The sequence below is a fragment of the Micromonospora sp. A3M-1-15 genome, from assembly GCF_024213425.1.
Classification (GTDB): domain Bacteria; phylum Actinomycetota; class Actinomycetes; order Mycobacteriales; family Micromonosporaceae; genus Micromonospora; species Micromonospora chersina.
Genome location: NZ_JANAVK010000002.1, coordinates 880,915 through 898,362 on the forward strand (window position 1 = coordinate 880,915; position 17,448 = coordinate 898,362).

Genomic DNA, 17,448 nt, shown 5'->3' on the forward strand with positions numbered 1-17,448 from the left:
GCCGCCCGGCCGGCGGGGGCGCTCAGCCCCGGGTCTGCCGTGCCACGTCCGCGACCACGTCCACCAGCTTGCCGGTACGCGCGAACACCGCCCGCTGCCGGGCCGCGCCGCTGCCGTGCCGGCGCAGTCCGCCCAGCAGGTCGGTCACCTGGTCGAGGTCGCCGTGCCGCGCGAGTTCCGGGCGGACCCGCTCGACCAGCCGGTCCAGCAGTTCCCACACCGGGCGCAGCTCGCCGTCGGTGAAGTCGACGCCCTCGCCCTCCAGCCCGTCGTGGGCCGCCCGCCAGTGCGCGGCGACCAGCAGGTGGTGGTCGGTGTTGACGGCCGGCCGCCCCTCGGCGATCTCCGTCATGGCGGTCGCCACCAGGGCCCGGACCAGGGCGGCGACCAGCACCGCGTCGTCCACCGACGGGCAGACGTCACCGATCCGGATCTCCACGGTCGGGTACTTGGCGGAGAGCCGGGCGTACCAGTAGAGCATTCCCTCGTCGAGCATCACGCCGCTGGCGATGAGCTGCCGGATCAGCCGTTCGTAGTGCTCGTGGGACTCCAGCCAGGGGGTGGGCGCCACCGAGGGCCAGCGCTCCCACTCGACCGAGCGCCAGCTCGCGTAGCCGGTGTCCTCGCCCTTGGCGAACGGGGAGTTGGCGGTGACCGCCTGCAGGACGGGCAGCCAGGGCCGGACGTGGTTGAGCACCTGCACCCCGATCTCGGCGTCCGGGATGCCGACGTGCACGTGCATGCCGTTGTTGCCGGGCCCGGGCACCAGCAGCCGGAACCGCTCGATCATTTGGTCGAAGCGGGGCTTGTCCACCACGGGCGGCACGGGTCCGTCCACCGGCCCGGTGCCGATGGCCAGCAGCCGGACGCCGGCCCGCTCGGCGGCGGCGGCCAGTTCGCCGCGGAGCATCGCCAGCGAGTGCCGGATGGAGGTCAGCTCCAGCCCTGGCGGGCTGCCGATCTCGATCTGGCTGGTCTGGAACTCCCGTTCCACCTGGCCCCGCAGTTCGGCCGGCACCTGTTCCATGACGAGGTCGACGGCGGGCACGGCGGCCCCGGTGTGCGGGTCGACGAGCAGGAACTCCTCCTCCACGCCGACCGTCAGCAGGTCCGTCCCGCCGGGTGCGGCGTTCCGTTCCCGCTCCGCCACTGACCCGCTCATCGACACCACCGTCCGCTCCCGTACCGGCCGCGGCACCGTGCCGCCCGGTCGACGCCCTGTTACCCACCGTGTCGGCGTGGGGAAACGCTCCGGACGGCGTGTCGACGGGTACGCGCCGCGATCGGGTCCGGGGGCGTGACACCGGGTTCTAGGGTGGTCGTGTGGCAGGGATGCTGTTGACCGGGACGTGGGCGTACGCCCTCGCCCTGCTCGCGGACCGCCCGGCCGGTCTGCTGGCCGGCGCGGCGGTGGCCGCCGCGCTGCTGCTCGCCACGCTGCTCGCGCTGCGGGTGCGGGCGCTGCCCGCGCCGCGCGGCGGACCGCGTGCCGTCGCCCTGCGGGCCCGGGCCCGGCACCGCCGGGTGCCCCGGCAGGTCGACCCGGACGCCCCGGGGCGGCCGCGTCCCCGTGCACCCGGGCTGCGCCCCTCGGCCGCGTAGCAGCCCCGCGTCGGGTCCTCCCTCCGGCGCGCCGCCGCCGCGGCTGGTTCCGTCGTCATCCGTCCCGCCGGGACGCGTCGTCCCGTCAGGGCATCCGGAATCGGACCGAGGGGTTTCCCCATGCTCGCCTTCGCACCACTGCACGCCGCGGCCTCCGCCGCCGCCACCGTCGTCACCTGGCTCGCCGACACGCTCGCCCCGCTGACCGGCGGCGCCGCGACGGCCGCCGCGATCGTCCTGTTCACCGTCGGGGTCCGGCTGCTGATCTCGCCGCTCACCCTGGCCCAGGTCCGCGGGGAGCGGCGCCGCGCGGCGCTCGCCCCCGAGGTCCGCGACCTCCAGCGCCGGTACGCCGACGATCCCGGCCGCATGCAGAGCGAGTTGTTCGCGCTCTACCGTCGGGCCGGGGCCAGCCCGGTCGCGGGCTGCCTGCCGGCGCTGTTGCAGGCGCCGTTCTTCCTGGTCATGTACCGCCTCTTCGCCACCGGCGACGGCCACCCGCACCTGCTGGACGAGAAGCTCGCCGGCGTACCGCTGGGGTGGCATCTGGGCGACGGCCTCACCGGTCCGGTGGTGGCGGTCTTCGGGGTGCTGCTGGCGGCGCTGCTCGTGCTGGCCTGGTGGTCCGCGCGGCGGGCACGCCGGGCCGCCGCGGCCACGGGCACCATCGCCGGCGCGCCGACCGAGGGCCCGGGCGCCGCCGTGCTGGGTTGGCTGGTGCCGTTGCTCCCCTTCACCACGGTGCTGGTGGGGTTGGTGGTGCCGCTCGCGGCGGTGCTCTACCTGGTCACCACGACGGCGTGGACCGCGCTGGAGCAGGCCGTGCTGCGCCGACCCCAGCCGGAAGGCATCGACGCACGTTGACAAATGCGGGGGCGGGCGCGTAGAAAACGCCTCAGAGAGCGCTCTCTCCTGCCCGTCCCCGCAGAGAGGCACCCCGATGAACCCTGTCCCGGCGGCCACGGCCGCCCCCTCCGCCGTGCGCCGGTCACGCCGGCGGCTCTCCCTGGCGGCCGCCGTGCTCGCCACCACCACCGCCCTCGCCACCGTCACGATGACCGCCCACGCCGCCGTGCCGCCGCCGCCCAGCGGCTGGAGTCTGGTGTGGAGCGACGACTTCACGGGTGCGGCCGGCACCCTGCCCTCCTCGGCCAACTGGATCATCGACACCGGCACGAGCTACCCGGGCGGCCCGGCCAACTGGGGCACCGGCGAGATCCAGACCTACACCTCCAGCACCGCCAACCTGTCCCAGGACGGCGCCGGCAACCTGCGGATCACGCCGCTCAGGGACGGCGCCGGCCGGTGGACCTCGGCCCGGATCGAGACCGTCCGCGCCAACTTCAAGCCACCCGCGGGAGGCGTCCTGGCCCTGGAGGGGCGGATCCAGATGCCGAACGTGACCGGCGCCCAGGCCGCCGGCTACTGGCCGGCCTTCTGGGCGCTGGGCTCGCCGTACCGGGGCAACTACCAGAATTGGCCGGGCATCGGCGAGTTCGACGTGATGGAGAACGTCAACGGGATCAACTCGGTCTGGGGCGTGCTGCACTGCGGCGTCGCCCCGGGCGGGCCGTGCAACGAGTTCAACGGCATCGGCAACTCCCGGGCCTGCCCGGGCAGCACCTGCCAGTCGGCGTTCCACACCTACCGCTTCGAGTGGGACGCCTCGATCAGTCCCCAGCAGCTGCGCTGGTACGTCGACGGCCAGCTCTTCCACACCGTCAGCCAGAGTCAGGTGGGCGAGCCGTACTGGGGTCAGATGACCAACCACAACGGCTACTTCATGCTGCTCAACGTGGCGATGGGCGGCGGCTTCCCGGACGGGGTGGCCGGCTCCGCCACGCCCACCGCGTCGACCGTCTCCGGCCGGCCCATGCTCGTCGACTACGTGGCCGCGTACACCCGCGGTGGTGGTGGCACCCCGTCGCCCACCCCGACCACGCCGCCGCCGGGCGGGGTGGTGGACGCCTACGCGACAATCCAGGCCGAGGCGTTCAACGGCCAGAACGGGGTGCAGGTCGAGTCGTGCAGTGAGGGCGGCCAGGACATCGGCTGGCTGGCCAACGGCGACTGGGCCCGCTACGACAACGTGGAGTTCGGCGCCACCCCGCCGAAGGACTTCGTGGCCCGGGTCGCCTCCGGCGCGCCGGCCGGGGTGAGCGGCCTGGTCGAGGTCCGGGTGGACAGCCCGTCGAACCCGCCGATCGGCAGCTTCGCGGTCGCCAACACCGGCGGCTGGCAGAGCTGGCGCTCGGTGCCGGGCAACGTCGCCGCGGTCACCGGCCGGCACACCGTCTACCTGACCTTCACCAGTGGCCAGCCGGCCGACTTCGTCAACGTCAACTGGTTCACCTTCCGGCGCTGAGCCGGCCGCACCGGGGGTCCCCGCGGGGGACCCCCGGTTGCCTCTGGACAGAAACAGTTAACAGTCTTAATAATGGGCGCACGTCGACGGTCGTAAATGCCCACCCTCCACCACAACGGTCCCTGGAGGACGCCGTGAGACTCCGCTCCACCCGTATGGCGACGTTCGCCGCCGCGCTCGCCGCCGCCCTGGTCGCCGGCACCCTGCTGGCCGCGCCCCCCGCCTCCGCCGCCACCGCCGCCTTCGTCCGCACCACCACCTGGGACACCGGGTACGAGGGCAAGTTCACCGTCACCAACAACACCTCGGCCAGCATCTCCTCCTGGAACGTCCAGTTCGACCTGCCCGCCGGCAGCACCCTCGGCTCGTTCTGGGACGCCCGGCTGACCACCTCCGGCCAGCACGTCACCGCGGTGAACCAGTCCTGGAACGGCACCCTCGCCCCGGGCGCCAGCACCACCTTCGGATTCAACGTCAACGGCACCGGCAACCCGACCAACTGCACGGTCAACGGCGGCTCCTGCTCGGGCGGGGGCGGCAACCCCGGCGCGCCGGCCACCCCCGGCGGTCTCCGGGTCACCGGCACCACCAACACCTCGGTCTCGCTGGCCTGGAACGCCGTCTCCGGCACGGTCACCGGCTACCGGGTCTACGAGGGCGGCACCGTGAAGGCCACCGTCACCGGCACCTCGGCCACCGTCTCCGGGCTGAGCGCCTGCACCGGGCACAGCTACACGGTGGCCGCGTACAACGCGAGCGGCGAGTCCGCGAAGTCCGGGGCCGTCTCGGCCACCACGACCGGCTGCACGGGCGGGGGCGGCGGCGCGATGGCCGCGGCGCCCTACCTCTACCCGGGCTGGGGCGACCCGCCCGCCCCGTCGACGGTGATGGGCGTGACCGGGATCAAGTGGTTCACCATCGCGTTCGTGCTCTCCGGCGGCGGCTGCACCCCGGCCTGGGACGGCAGCGGCCCGCTCACCGGCGGCACGCACGCCAGCACCATCGCCGCGATCAAGGCGGCCGGCGGCGACATCATCCCGTCCTTCGGCGGCTGGAGCGGCAACAAGCTCGGCCCCAACTGCTCCTCGGCCAGCGCGCTGGCCGGCGCCTACCAGCAGGTCATCAACGCCTACGGTCTCAAGGCGATCGACATCGACATCGAGAACAGCGACGAGTTCGAGAACGAGGTGGTGCAGGACCGGATCCTGGACGCCCTGAAGATCGTCAAGCAGAACAACCCGGGGATCAGGACGATCGTCACCTTCGGCACCTCGACCACCGGGCCGAACTACTACGGCACCCGCCTGATCAACCAGGCCGCCGCGAAGGGCGCCAACATCGACGTCTTCACGATCATGCCGTTCGACTTCGGCGGCGGCACGAACATGTACCAGAGCACGGTCAACGCGGCCGAGGGGCTGAAGAACGCGCTGAAGACCGCGTTCGGCTGGTCCGACGCCACCGCCTACGCCCACATGGGCATCTCCGGCATGAACGGCCTCTCCGACCAGCAGGAGCTGACCTCCCCGGCCACCTGGACGCAGATCCGGGACTGGGCCAAGGCCCGCGGCCTCGCCCGGTTCACCTTCTGGTCGGTCAACCGGGACCGGCCCTGCCCGGGCGGCGGGGTGGTCTCCAACTGCTCCGGCATCTCCCAGAACACGTGGGAGTTCACCACCATCACCGCGGGATTCTGATCCCGCGCCGCGGTCAGCGCCCGGCGGTCACCGACTGCCGGGCGCGCCGCCGGCGCACCTTCTTGACCACCCAGCTGACGATCATCACGGCGAAGACCGCGAAGATCGCGTAGTTGAACCAGTCGCTGTACTGGTTGACCTGCTCCCAGCGCGAGCCGAGGGCGAAACCGGCCCCGACGATCAGGGCGTTCCACACCCCGCTGCCCAGCGTGGTGAGCAGGACGAACTCGCCCAGCGGCATGCGGTTCGCGCCGGCCGGCACGGAGACCAGGCTGCGCACCACCGGCACGACCCGGCCGATCAGCACCGCCCACCGGCCGTGCCGCTCGAACCAGCGGTCGGCCTTCTCCAGGTCGTCCCGGTCCACCAGCGGGATGTGGTCCAGCCAGCGCTTCAGCCGTTCCTCGCCGAGCGCCGCGCCGAGCCAGTAGAGCACCAGCGCGCCGAGCAGCGAACCGGCCGTCGCGGCAAGCACGATGAGCACCACGTTGAACCGGCCCTCGGCGGCCAGGTAACCCGCCATGGCCAGCACGACCTCGCTGGGGATCGGCGGGATGATGCTCTCCAGGGCGACCAGCAGGGCCACCCCGACCGCGCCGAACGAGTCGATGACGCTCGCCACCCAGCCGGTCAGCCCGGTGAACTGGTTCGGGTCGACGTTCTGGGCGAGTGCCATGGGCGTCCTTCCGCGTGGTCCCGGGGATCCGTAAGCGGTACCCCGGCCAGCGCCCGTCACACCTGCCGGTGACCAGGCCCACGGCCGCCGGGTCAGCCCTCCGGGTGCAGCGCGGCGTCCGCCGGCCCCCGCCGCCAGCCGGTGAAGCGGACCACCAGGCCGCCCCGGCTGGGTGAGCAGCAGTACGGCCCGGCCGCCGCCTCGGCCCCCGGGTCCAGCGGGGCCACCCGGACCAGCCGCCACGGCTCGGCGCCGGCCCGCGCGCGGACGGTCAGCGCGTCCCCGGCCCGGCTGACCCGGACCGTCACGTCCTGCCCCGACCACTCCGGGACCGGCGCCACCGACCAGTCGGACCGCTCGTCGGTGACGACCGCGCCGACCTGCGGCTGCCCGTCGCTGACCTCCACCCCCGCCTTCGTCCACCGCCGCTCGTCCACCCGCACCAGCACCCCGGCCTGGTCGAACTGGGCGCCGTAGTCGAGGCGGAAGCTCACCTCCACGGCACTGTCCACGGGGAACGGGGCGAGCAGCGCCGAGCCGTCGTCGTGCACGAAGCCGTAGCTGGTCCGCCGCCAGAAGTCGCTGCCCCCGCGCGGCTCGACCAGCAGCGCGTCGCCGGCGGAGTCGGCCCGCTCCGGCGGGTTGAGCCAGGTGCCGGCGGACCAGTCGAGGGCGTGGGTGTCGGCGCTCATCCCGGCACCGTACCGGCCGCATGGGCCGGCGGTGGGTTTGCCGCGGTCGGCAACCGGAGAAGTAGACCGGGCATGGGTGACAGGTGGTATCAGGAGGCGGTCGTCTACTGCCTCGACGTCGACACGTTCGCGGACTCCGACGGCGACGGGGTGGGTGACTTCCGGGGCCTGATCGGCCGGCTCGACTATCTCGCCCGGCTCGGGGTGACCTGCCTCTGGCTGCACCCGATCCACCCGTCGCCCAACCGGGACGACGGCTACGACGCCACGGACTTCTACAACGTCAGCCCGAAGCTGGGCACCCTCGGCGACTTCGCCGAACTGCTGCACCAGGCGCGGAACCGGGGCATCCGGGTGATCATCGACCTGGTGGTCAACCACACCTCGGACGAGCACCCCTGGTACCAGTCCGCGCGCTCCTCGCCCGACTCGCCGTACCGCAACTGGTACGTGTGGAGCGACGAGGCGCCGCCGGACCGGCACCAGGGCATGGTCTTCCCCGGCGAGCAGAACGAGACGTGGAGCTACGACCGCACCGCGAAGTCCTGGTACTACCACCGCTTCTACAAGTTCCAGCCGGACCTGAACGTCGCCAACCCCGAGGTCCGCGCCGAGATCAAGAAGATCATGTCGTTCTGGCTCCAGCTCGGCGTCTCCGGATTCCGGATGGACGCGGTGCCGTTCATCATCGAGCTGACCGAGCCGGGCAACCCGGACTCGCCGAAGGACCTGGAGTTCCTCACCGAGCTGCGCCAGCACGTGCAGTGGCGGCGGGGCGACGCGGTCCTGCTGGCCGAGGCGAACGTCGAGCCGGACCAGCTTCCGGTCTACTTCGGTGACAGCGGCGGCTCGGCCAACCGCATCCACATGCTCTTCGACTTCATGATGAACGGCCGGCTCATGCTGGCCCTGGCCCGGCAGGACCCGGAGCCGGTGATCGAGGCGCTGCGGGACACCCCGGCCCTGCCCGAGGGCGGGCAGTGGGCCACCTTCCTGCGCAACCACGACGAGATCGACCTGTCGCGGCTCACCGCCGAACAGCGCAACCAGGTGTACGAGCAGTTCGGCCCCGACGAGGACATGCGCCTCTACGGCCGGGGCATCCGCCGCCGGCTGGCCTCGATGCTCGGCAACGACCGCCGCCGCATCGAACTGGCGTACGCGCTCCAGTTCTCGCTGCGCGGCACGCCGGTGCTGCGCTACGGCGAGGAGATCGGGATGGGCGAGGACCTGTCGCTGCCCGGCCGGGAGGCGATCCGCACGCCGATGCAGTGGTCGTACAAGGAGAACGGCGGGTTCTCCACCGCCGACCCGGAGAAGCTGGTCCGCCCGGTGATCGACAAGGGCGAGTACGGCTACCAGAAGGTCAACGTGACCGCCCAGCGCAAGGACCCGAGGTCGCTGCTGGGCTGGTTCGAGCGGATGATCCGAACCCTGCGGGAGGCCCCGGAGATCGGCTCGGGAAACACGAGCCACATCGACGTGCCGATGCCCCCCGGTGTGCTGGCGCACCGGGCCGACGGTCCGACCGGGACGATGGTCTTCCTGCACAACCTCGGCACCGAGGACGTGGAGGTCGACCTGAGCATCCTCGCCCCCGAGGCCGACCTGCCGATCGACGTGCTCACCGACCGCAACTACGAGGAGGTCGGCAAGCTCGACCGGTTGAAGCTGGCCGGCTACGGCTACCGGTGGATCCGGATCTGCCGGGGCACCCGGCTCTGACGGCCGACCCGGCGTTAAGCTCCTTCGATCGAGCCCAAGTTACCGGGAGGTAATCATGTCGGAGGAGCCCCGCGTCGCCATCGTGACCGGAGCCGCGCGCGGCATCGGCGCGGCCACCGCCCGACGGCTGGCCGCCGACGGCATGGCCGTCGCCGTGGTCGACATCGAGGAGTCGGCGACCAAGGAGACCGTGGACGCCATCGCCGCCGTCGGCGGCCGGGCGCTCGGCGTCGGCGCCGACGTGTCCGACCGGGCCCAGGTGGAGGCCGCCGTGGAGCGGGTCGCCGCCGAGCTGGGCGCGCCGACCGTGCTTGTCAACAACGCCGGCGTGCTCCGCGACAACCTGCTGTTCAAGATGACCGACGCCGACTGGGACACGGTCATGGGGGTGCACCTGCGCGGCGCGTTCCTGTTCAGCCAGGCCACCCAGAAGCACATGGTCGAGCGGAAGTGGGGCCGGATCGTCAACCTCTCCAGCACCTCGGCGCTGGGCAACCGGGGCCAGGCGAACTACTCGGCCGCCAAGGCCGGGATGCAGGGCTTCACGAAGACCCTCGCCATCGAGCTGGGCCCGTTCGGGGTGACCGTCAACGCGGTCGCGCCGGGCTTCATCGTCACCGACATGACGGCCGCCACGGCGGCCCGCATGAAGGTCGACTTCTCCGCGCTCCAGCAGCACGCCGCCGCGGAGATCCCGGTGCGCCGCACCGGCCGGCCGGAGGACGTCGCGCACACCATCTCGTTCCTGGCCAGCGAGGGCGCGTCCTTCGTCTCCGGGCAGGTCATCTACGTCGCCGGGGGCCCCAAGGACTGACCCGGACGCGTGCGCCCGGCGCGGCCCCCCTCAGGCGGGGTCGTGTCGGGTGCGCCAGAGCCAGAACAGGCCGAGCACCGGCAGCACCAGCGGGATGTAGCCGTAGCCGCTGCCGAAGCCCGACCAGACCGTCTCGTCCGGGAACAGCTCCCTGTCGGCCAGGCTCAGGATGCCGACGCCGACCACCCCGACCAGCTCCACCGAGCAGCAGGCCAGCGCCACCCGGCGGCCGGTGTGCCCGGCGCGGGCCAGCCCGACCGCCGCCACGATGTAGATCAGCGCGGCCAGCGCGGAGAGCAGGTAGGCCACCGGCGCCTCGTCGAACTTCGTGGCGATCTGGAGCCCGGCCCGCGAGGTCGCCGCGATGGCGAAGAGGATGTAGACCGCGATCAGCAACCGGCCCGGACCCCGGTTCGTCGCCCGCTGCTCAGCCACCGACGACCTCCCAGGTCTGCTGCAACCGGACCACCACCACCGGGGTGACCAGGCAGACCGCGCAGACGATCGCCGAGCCCCACCGGGTCGGCTCCATCCGGGCCAGCACCCAGGCCAGCGGCGGCAGGCAGACCAGCGTCACCAGGTAGCCGAAGAACGCCCCCGGTTCGCCCGGCCGGTCGCCGCCGCCGAGCGCGACGAGCGCCACCACGGTGAGCGCCAGCAGGGCCACCTCCAGCACGGCCAGGCCGACGAACTGGAGCCGGTCCGGCGCCTGGTGGCGTACCGCCGCCACCAGGGCCCAGACCGCGATCAGCAGCGACAGCACGATCGAGGCCGTCGCAAGGATGCCGTCCACCGGCGAGCCGGCCGCCGCGGCGGTGGTCATCGACGCCGTCCCGGCGCAGTCGAATTCACCGGCACAGCCTACTAACCGCCGTAGTAGCCACCCTCGCCCGGCTCTCCCGCGGGGTCGTGGCGCGCCGGCCGGGCCGGACGACTAGCGTGGATCACGGCCACCGGCGTACGCCGTGGCGGAGGACGACAGCAGGGGGTCCCTGGTGCGGTTCGGCTTGTTCGGCACGGGTCACTGGGCGGCGGAGACGCACGCCGCCGCCATCGACGCGCACCCGCGGGCCGAGCTGGCCGGCGTCTGGGGGCGTGACCCGGCGAAGGCGGCCACGCTGGCCACCCGGCACGGCGTACCCGTCTTCGAGGACGTGGACGAGCTGCTGGCCGCCTGCGACGCGATCGCCGTGGCGCTGCCGCCGGACGTGCAGGCCGAGATCGCCGTCCGGGCCGCCACCGCCGGGCGGCACCTGCTGCTGGACAAGCCGCTGGCGCTGAGCCTCGCCGACGCCGACCGGGTGGTCGCCGCCGCGCAGGCGTCCGGGGTGGCCTCGGTGGTCTTCTTCACCCAGCGGTTCCACCCGAACGTCACCGGCTTCCTCGCCTCGACGGCGGCGGCCGGCGGCTGGCAGCACGCCCGGGCGACCATGTTCGCCTCGATCTACCAGCCCGGGAACCCGTACGGGAACTCGCAGTGGCGGCGCGACCGGGGCGCCCTCTGGGACATCGGCCCCCACGCGCTGTCGCTGATCCTGCCGGTGCTCGGCCGGGTCACCCGGGTCGCCGCCATGGACGGCCCGAGCGGCCTGGTGCACCTGCTGCTCACCCACGACGGCGGCGCCACCAGCACGCTCTCGCTCACCCTCGACGCGCCGCCCGAGGCGGTCACCCGGGACTTCGTCTTCTTCGGCGAGAACGGCACCGAGACCGTCCCGCCCGGCGACGGCAGCGTGCTCCAGGCGTTCGGCACGGCCATCGACCAGCTGCTGGAGGAGGTCGAGGCGGGCACCCGCGACCACCGCTGCGACGTGCGGTTCGGCCGGGAGGTGGTGGCGGTGCTCGACGCCGCCGAGACCGCCCGCAGCCAGGGTCGCACCGTCGACCTCTGAGTAATTCCGTCGCGGGCCGGCCCGGGCCGCCGCTAGCCTCGCCGGCATGTGCGCGCACGCCCTGATCGACGTGGCCGTCACGCCGGCCGCGCGGGGGCTCCTCCTGGTCGCCCGCCCGCGGGTCCGGCGTCCGGCCCTGGCCGGCCGGCACGCCCACCGCGCCTGACCTGACCGTCCGCACCGCCGGCCCCTGACCGGGCCGGCCGCTGCCGGCTGTCCACGCGCCGCCGCGTGCCCGCCGATCTCCAGGGTCGTCCGAGTCCCGATCCGCTCGGACAGGCCCCGGGTTCCTCGTGCGCCTGTCCGTTCCCGTCGCCGTCCGGCGACAGACAGGACGATCCCGTGGCGCCCCGCCGACCCCGTACCACCGCACGCGACCGGTCCCGTCGCGTACTGTCCCAGAACTTCCTCGCCGACCCGGCCGCCGTCGCGCGGATGGTCCGGGCGGCCCGCCCCGGCCCGGACGACCTGCTGCTGGAGGTGGGCGCCGGGCGCGGGCGGCTCACCCGGCCGCTCGCCAGCGGGTGCGGCCGGCTGGTCGCGTACGAGGTCGACCCGGCCGTGCTGCCGGAGCTGACGGCGGCCTGCGCGGACCTGCCGCACGTCGAGGTCCGGGCGGCCGACTTCCTGGCCGCCGTCCCGCCCGACGAGCCGTTCGCGGTGGTCGGCAACATCCCCTGGTCGCTGACCGCCGCCGTGGTGCGCTGGTGCCTCGCGGCGCCCGGGCTGCGCGCCGCGACCCTGCTCACCCAGCTCGACTACGCCCGCAAGCGCACCGGCGACCACGGCCGGTGGAGCCGGCTCACCGTGCTCACCTGGCCCGAGCACCACTGGCGGCTGGCCGGGCGGGTGCCCCGGGGCGCGTTCCGGCCGGTGCCGGCGGTCGACGGCGGCATCCTCCGGCTGGACCGCCGCCCCGAGCCGCTGCTGCCCCGGACGGCGCTGCCCGCGTACCGGCGGATGGTGGAGCTGGGCTTCGGCGGGGTCGGCGGCTCGCTGGCCGCCTCGCTGCGCACCGGGTACCCGCGCCGGCGTCTCGACGGCGCGTTGCGGGCCGCCCGGCTCGCCCCGGACACCCCGGTCGGGCTGGTCTGGCCGGAGCAGTGGCTGGTGCTGTTCCGGCTGCTGCACGCCGTCGACCCCGGGGCCGCCGGACGGTGGTAGCCGGGCTCAGACCAGGGTGTTGAGCGCCTCGCCCAGCTCGGCGGGGGTGTTGAACTCCTCCGCCGGCAGGGCCTTGAGCATCTGCAGCATCTCGGTGCTGGCACCGTTCTCCTGGCCCCAGCGGACCAGGTCCGCACGGGAGACCGGGTAGTCGAGCCCGGCCAGGAACTCCTGCAACTGCACCCCGGTGACCGTCATGCCGGCGGGCTACCCGCTGTGCCGGGCGCCATGCCCGCCGGCATGACCGTTTGCCCGGACGGGTCCCGGGTAGCCGCTGGCATGCTGGTACAGCGGCTCGGCGCGCCGAGCGACTTCGACCCGCTGCTGGAACGCGTCCGGGACGCGCGGATCGTCATGATCGGCGAAGCGACGCACGGCAGCTACGACTACTACCGGCTGCGCGAGCAACTGACCCGGCGGCTCATCGCCGAACAGGGCTTCGACTTCGTCGCGGTGGAGGGGGACTGGCCGGACTGCGACCGGGTGAACTGCTCGGTGGTGGGCGCACCGGGCGGGCTCGCCGATCCGCAGACTGCCCTGGAACGCTTCGAGCGCTGGCCGACCTGGATGTGGGCCAACGCCGAGGTGGCCCGGTTCTGCCGCTGGCTGCGGGCGTGGAACCTGGAACGCCCCGAGGGGGAGCGGGCCGGCTTCCACGGGCTGGACGTCTACAGCCTCTGGGAGTCGATGCAGGCCATCTTCGACTACCTGGGCGAGGAGGACCCCGCCTCGCTGGAGGCGGCGCAGGAGGCCTACCGCTGCTTCGAGCCGTACGGCAAGCGGGTCGAGGACTACGGGACGGCCAGCCGCTTCGTCTCGGCCCGCTGTGAGGAGGAGGTGGTCCGGCTGCTGGCGCGGACCCGGGAACAGGCCGCCGCGGACGGCTCGGACCGCTTCTCGGCGTGGCAGAACGCGGAGGTGGTGGCCGGCGCGGAGCGCTACTACCGGGCCATGGTGGGTGGCGGCCCGGAGTCCTGGAACATCCGCGACATCCACATGGCCGACACGCTGGACCGGCTGCTCGACCGCTACGGCCCCCGGGCGCGCGGCATCGTCTGGGCGCACAACACCCACGTGGGCGACGCCCGCGCCACCGACATGGCGGCCGACGGGCTGGTGAACATCGGCCAACTGGGCCGGGAACGGCACGGCCGGGACGCCGTGGTGCTGGTCGGCTTCGGCAGCTACCGCGGCACGGTGGTCGCCGCGCCGCGCTGGGGCTCGCCGGCCGAGGCCATGGTGGTGCCGCCGGCCCGGGAGGGCTCGGTCGAGCGGCGGCTGCACGAGCTGATGCCGGAACGTGCGGTGCTGGTCTTCGGCGGCGAGGACCAGCCGGAGTGGGTGACCGAGGCGACCGACCACCGGGCCATCGGGGTGGTCTACGACCCGAGCTTCGAGTCCTGGGGCAACTACGTGCCGACCCGGCTGGGCGAACGCTACGACGCGTTCGTCTGGTGCGACGAGGCGACGGCGCTGCACCCGCTGCCGGCGCTGCCCACCCCGGGCGAGATGGAGACCTACCCGGCCGGCGTCTGACCGGCCGGGCAGGCCCCCGGGTCACACCTGGGCGGTCTCGCGCTCGGCGAGGTGGGCGCGCAGGCCCTCACCCTCCACGTCCACGTTGGGCAGGACCCTGTCGAGCCAGCGCGGGAGCCACCAGGCGGCGTTGTTCAGCAGCGACATCACGGCCGGGACGATGGTCATCCGGACCACGAACGCGTCGATGGCGACGCCGATCGCGAGCGCGAAGCCCATCGACTTGATGACGGGGTCGTCCAGGAAGACGAAGCCACCGAACACCGACATCATGATCAGCGCGGCGGCGGTGACCACACGGGCGCCGTGGCCCATGCCGTTGATGGTCGCCTGCCGGGCCGTGTCGCCGTGCACGAAGTCCTCGCGCATCCGGGAGACCAGGAAGACCTCGTAGTCCATGGCCAGGCCGAACAGGATGCCGATGAGCAGGATCGGCAGGAAGCTGACCAGCGGGCCCGGGGTGTCCAGCCCGACCAGGTCGGCCAGGTGGCCCTGCTGGAAGACGGCGACCGTGATGCCGAAGGTGGCCGCCACGGTCAGCAGGAAGCCGAGCGCCGCCTTCACCGGCACCAGGATCGACCGGAACACCAGCATCAGCAGCAGCACCGACAGGCCCACCACCAGCAGCAGGTAGACCGGGAGCGCGTCGGAGAGCTTCTCCGACACGTCGATGCCGATCGCGGTGACGCCGGTGAGCATCACCTCGGCGCCCTGGATGCCGCCGACCTGCCGGCGGATGTCGTGCACCAGCTCCTCGGTCTTCTCGTCGGTCGGCCCCTTCTCCGGGATCACGCCGAGCAGCGCGGTGCGGCCGGACGGGTCGAGCTGCGGCGGGGCCACCGCCACGACGCCGTCGGTCTTCTGGATCAGCGAGGCGACCTGCGGCACGGCGGCCTGGGTGGCCTGCGGCGAGTCGGCGGTGACCACGACCGCGAGCCGGCCGGTGAAGCCGGGACCGAAGCCCTCCCGGATCAGGTCGTTGCTGGCCCGGGCCGGGGTCCCCTCGGCGGCGGTGGCGGCGTCCGGCAGCGCCAGCCGCATGTCCTGGGCCGGGATCGCGAGCAGGCCGAGGCCGAGCAGGCCGACCAGGATCACCGGGATGCGGAACCTGGTCACCCAGTGCGCCCAGCGGAAACCGAAGCCGGAGCGGTCCTCCGAGCCGGTGCCCGGGTCCTCGACCGCCTTGCGGTCGCGCAGCTTGCGCGGAAGCACCTTCCGGCCGGCGAAGCCGAGCAGCGCCGGGGCCAGGGTGATCGCCACCAGCACGGCCACGCTGACGGTGCCGGCGGCGGCCAGGCCCATCACGGTGAGGAACGGGATGCCCACCACGGCCAGGCCCGCGAGCGCGACCACCACGGTGGCGCCGGCGAAGACCACGGCGGAGCCGGCGGTGCCGACCGCGCGGCCGACCGCCTCCTCGGGGGAGAGACCGTCGAGCAGGTTCTGCCGGTGCCGGGAGGTGATGAAGAGCGAGTAGTCGATGCCGACCGCGAGGCCGAGCATCAGGGCCAGGATGGGCGCCGTGCTGGTCAGCTCGACCGCGCCGCTGAGGGCGTACAGGCCGGCCATGCCGACGCCGACACCGATCAGCGCGTTCAGCATGGTCATGCCGGCCGCCACCAGCGAGCCGAAGGTGACGATCAGGACGATCGCCGCGACCAGCACGCCGAGCGCCTCGGTGGAGCCGACCTCCGGCTCGGCGTTCAGCACCTCACCGCCGGGGGCGATCTGCCAGCCCCGCGCCTCGGCCTGCGCGCCGACCTTCTCGTACGCCTCGCGCTGCGCGTCCGTCACGTCGTCGGCCCGGCCCTGGAACTGCACCTGGATGAGCGCGTACCGGCCGTCGGGGGTGAGCGCCTGCGCCTGGTAGGGGTCGACCGCGCCGACCACCCCGGGCAGCGTGGCCGCCTCCTGGGTGACCTGCTTGACGATCGCCTGCCCCTCGGGCGTGGTGAGCTGGCCGGCCTGGGGCGCCTTGACGGCGATGGTGCCGGTGGCGCCGCTGGCCGCCGGGAACCGGTCGGCGAGCAGGTCGATCGCCTTCTGCGACTCGGTGCCCGGCATGGTGAAGTTGCTCGCCGTCGGCCCCTTCAGGGTGGCCGCGGCGAGGCCGAGGCCGACGAGTACGACGAGCCACACGACGGCGACGAGCCGTCGGCGGCGCAACGATGCCCGGCCGAGCCGGTACAGCAGGGTCGCCATGAGGATTCCTTGTTCTCGGGGTCGGAACGGGGATCAGGTGACGGGTTCGAGGGCCCGCCGGACCACGGCCAGCAGGGCGGGCCGCAGTTCGTCGTCGGGGATGTCGATGAACTCGGCGCACGTCTCGGCGATGCCGGCGAGCACCACGAGCGCGGCGATCCGCGCGGAGGGCCGGTCGGAGTGGCCGGCGAACGCCGCGATGAGCCGTTCGGAGATCTGCTGGACGTGCGCGAACGCGGGCTGCTGGAGCAGGTCGGGGAACTCGCCCCGGAGCAGCGCGATCTCACGCCGGAAGCGCACCGCCAGGTCGACGAAGCCCGCGCCGGCGATCTCCTGCGCGGCCGCGCCGGTGGCGCCGGCGATCCGGGCGTCGAGCGCCTCCAGCACCGCGATGGCGGGCGCCATCAGCTCGCAGAGCAGGGCTTCCTTGTTGGCGAAGTGGTAGAGCACGGTGGCCTTCGAGCAGCCCACGGCGCGGGCGATGTCCTGGAGCGAGGTGCCCTTGTAGCCGGTGACGGCGAATCGTCGCGCCGCCGCGGCGAGGATCTCGCCGTGGGTCTCGGGTACCGCTCGGGCCATGCCCTCCAGCATGCCTGACCGATCGGTCAGCACCTGACCGATCGGTCAGACGGCTTGCGTGGCCTTCGCCACAGCGGGGTCAGCCGACCGGCGCCCCGTGCTCCCGGTCGTACGCGGCCCGCGCCGCGCTGATCCCCTCGCGGTGCCGTTCCGCCCAGCGGGTGAGCGCCACCAGCGACTCGTAGAGCTCCTGGGCCATCGGGGTGGCGGTGTACTCGACCCGCGGCGGCACGGTGGGGTGGACCTGCCGGTGCAGGAGGCCGTCCCGCTCCAGGTTGCGCAGGGTCAGCGTGAGCATCCGGCGGCTGATCCCCTCCACCTGGCGCTCCAGTTCGGTGAAGCGGATCGGGCCCTGGGACGCGGCGATCAGGATGCCGATGCTCCACTTCCCGCCGACCCGGTCCAGAGCCTCCCGCACGGTGCAGGCCCGCGCCTGGTCGGCCTGGATGGACACACACCTGTTCCCCTGGGACATCAAAGTGCCTCCTTCCGCTCCGCCTCATG

The 17,448-nt window shown here is 73.3% G+C and carries 17 protein-coding genes and 1 pseudogene; 9 read left to right on the plus strand and 9 right to left on the minus strand.

Annotated features, from left to right (window positions below):
* Nucleotides 1-22: 22 nt before the first annotated feature.
* Complete coding sequence (locus NLX85_RS13925; protein WP_254335106.1) at nt 23-1,171, minus strand: glutamate--cysteine ligase; 1,149 nt, start codon at nt 1,169-1,171, stop codon at nt 23-25.
* 161 nt (nt 1,172-1,332) lie between these two features.
* Between NLX85_RS13925 and NLX85_RS13930 the strand changes: the two genes are divergently transcribed.
* From NLX85_RS13930 to NLX85_RS13945, 4 genes are all read left to right on the plus strand, one after another.
* Nucleotides 1,333-1,602 carry a DUF6412 domain-containing protein gene (locus tag NLX85_RS13930; RefSeq protein ID WP_154230603.1) on the plus strand — a complete coding sequence of 90 codons (270 nt, stop codon included), beginning with the start codon at nt 1,333-1,335 and terminating at the stop codon, nt 1,600-1,602.
* Nucleotides 1,603-1,722: 120 nt separating this feature from the next.
* On the plus strand, nt 1,723-2,466 hold the full coding sequence (locus tag NLX85_RS13935) for a membrane protein insertase YidC (protein ID WP_254335112.1): 744 nt from the start codon (nt 1,723-1,725) through the stop codon (nt 2,464-2,466).
* Between the two features lie 76 nt (nt 2,467-2,542).
* Nucleotides 2,543-3,967 (plus strand): carbohydrate-binding protein, encoded by a 1,425-nt coding sequence (locus NLX85_RS13940; protein ID WP_254335113.1) that lies wholly within the window; start codon nt 2,543-2,545, stop codon nt 3,965-3,967.
* Between the two features lie 134 nt (nt 3,968-4,101).
* Nucleotides 4,102-5,664: a cellulose binding domain-containing protein gene (locus tag NLX85_RS13945; protein ID WP_254335114.1), complete on the plus strand. Its 1,563-nt coding sequence runs from the start codon at nt 4,102-4,104 to the stop codon at nt 5,662-5,664.
* 13 nt (nt 5,665-5,677) lie between these two features.
* On the opposite strand, the gene NLX85_RS13950 is transcribed toward NLX85_RS13945, so the two are convergent.
* Both NLX85_RS13950 and NLX85_RS13955 read right to left on the minus strand, forming a co-directional pair.
* Nucleotides 5,678-6,340, minus strand: a complete 663-nt coding sequence (locus NLX85_RS13950; RefSeq protein ID WP_254335115.1) for a DedA family protein — start codon at nt 6,338-6,340, stop codon at nt 5,678-5,680.
* Nucleotides 6,341-6,432: 92 nt separating this feature from the next.
* A complete protein-coding gene (locus tag NLX85_RS13955) occupies nt 6,433-7,032 on the minus strand; it encodes a DUF1349 domain-containing protein (RefSeq protein WP_254335117.1) in 600 nt (199 codons plus the stop codon).
* A 72-nt stretch (nt 7,033-7,104) separates the two neighbouring features.
* On the opposite strand from NLX85_RS13955, the gene NLX85_RS13960 reads away from it, so the two are divergent.
* Entirely contained in the window at nt 7,105-8,757 is a 1,653-nt protein-coding gene (locus tag NLX85_RS13960) for an alpha-amylase family protein (RefSeq protein ID WP_254335118.1), read from the plus strand.
* A 55-nt stretch (nt 8,758-8,812) separates the two neighbouring features.
* The gene (fabG, locus tag NLX85_RS13965; RefSeq protein ID WP_254335122.1) at nt 8,813-9,571 is read left to right on the plus strand and encodes a 3-oxoacyl-ACP reductase FabG; all 759 of its coding nucleotides are present in this window, start codon (nt 8,813-8,815) and stop codon (nt 9,569-9,571) included.
* Here fabG and NLX85_RS13970 read toward each other — a convergent pair.
* Together NLX85_RS13970 and NLX85_RS13975 are read right to left on the minus strand one after the other, a co-directional pair.
* Nucleotides 9,544-10,006 (minus strand): annotated as a pseudogene (locus NLX85_RS13970) (hypothetical protein). The gene fabG and the pseudogene NLX85_RS13970 overlap by 28 nt on opposite strands.
* Nucleotides 9,999-10,394: a hypothetical protein gene (locus NLX85_RS13975; RefSeq protein ID WP_254335129.1), complete on the minus strand. Its 396-nt coding sequence runs from the start codon at nt 10,392-10,394 to the stop codon at nt 9,999-10,001. The pseudogene NLX85_RS13970 and the gene NLX85_RS13975 overlap by 8 nt, the downstream one beginning before the upstream one ends.
* Before the next feature lie 169 nt (nt 10,395-10,563).
* Between NLX85_RS13975 and NLX85_RS13980 the strand changes: the two genes are divergently transcribed.
* A complete protein-coding gene (locus NLX85_RS13980; RefSeq protein WP_254335568.1) occupies nt 10,564-11,463 on the plus strand; it encodes a Gfo/Idh/MocA family protein in 900 nt (299 codons plus the stop codon).
* Between the two features lie 342 nt (nt 11,464-11,805).
* A complete protein-coding gene (gene erm, locus NLX85_RS13985; RefSeq protein WP_254335131.1) occupies nt 11,806-12,627 on the plus strand; it encodes an ErmE/ErmH/ErmO/ErmR family 23S rRNA (adenine(2058)-N(6))-methyltransferase in 822 nt (273 codons plus the stop codon).
* 6 nt (nt 12,628-12,633) lie between these two features.
* Here the strand turns inward: erm and NLX85_RS13990 are convergent, their stop codons facing one another.
* Nucleotides 12,634-12,825 carry a DUF2795 domain-containing protein gene (locus NLX85_RS13990; protein WP_107079291.1) on the minus strand — a complete coding sequence of 64 codons (192 nt, stop codon included), beginning with the start codon at nt 12,823-12,825 and terminating at the stop codon, nt 12,634-12,636.
* Between the two features lie 81 nt (nt 12,826-12,906).
* On the opposite strand from NLX85_RS13990, the gene NLX85_RS13995 reads away from it, so the two are divergent.
* Nucleotides 12,907-14,163 carry an erythromycin esterase family protein gene (locus NLX85_RS13995; RefSeq protein WP_091318653.1) on the plus strand — a complete coding sequence of 419 codons (1,257 nt, stop codon included), beginning with the start codon at nt 12,907-12,909 and terminating at the stop codon, nt 14,161-14,163.
* Between the two features lie 21 nt (nt 14,164-14,184).
* Here NLX85_RS13995 and NLX85_RS14000 read toward each other — a convergent pair whose 3' ends face one another.
* From NLX85_RS14000 to NLX85_RS14010, 3 genes are all read right to left on the minus strand, one after another.
* The gene (locus NLX85_RS14000) at nt 14,185-16,365 is read right to left on the minus strand and encodes an MMPL family transporter (protein WP_254335133.1); all 2,181 of its coding nucleotides are present in this window, start codon (nt 16,363-16,365) and stop codon (nt 14,185-14,187) included.
* Nucleotides 16,366-16,398: 33 nt separating this feature from the next.
* Complete coding sequence (locus tag NLX85_RS14005) at nt 16,399-16,944, minus strand: TetR/AcrR family transcriptional regulator (protein WP_254335135.1); 546 nt, start codon at nt 16,942-16,944, stop codon at nt 16,399-16,401.
* 79 nt (nt 16,945-17,023) lie between these two features.
* Nucleotides 17,024-17,419: a helix-turn-helix domain-containing protein gene (locus tag NLX85_RS14010; protein ID WP_091318658.1), complete on the minus strand. Its 396-nt coding sequence runs from the start codon at nt 17,417-17,419 to the stop codon at nt 17,024-17,026.
* Between the last annotated feature and the right edge of the window lie 29 nt (nt 17,420-17,448).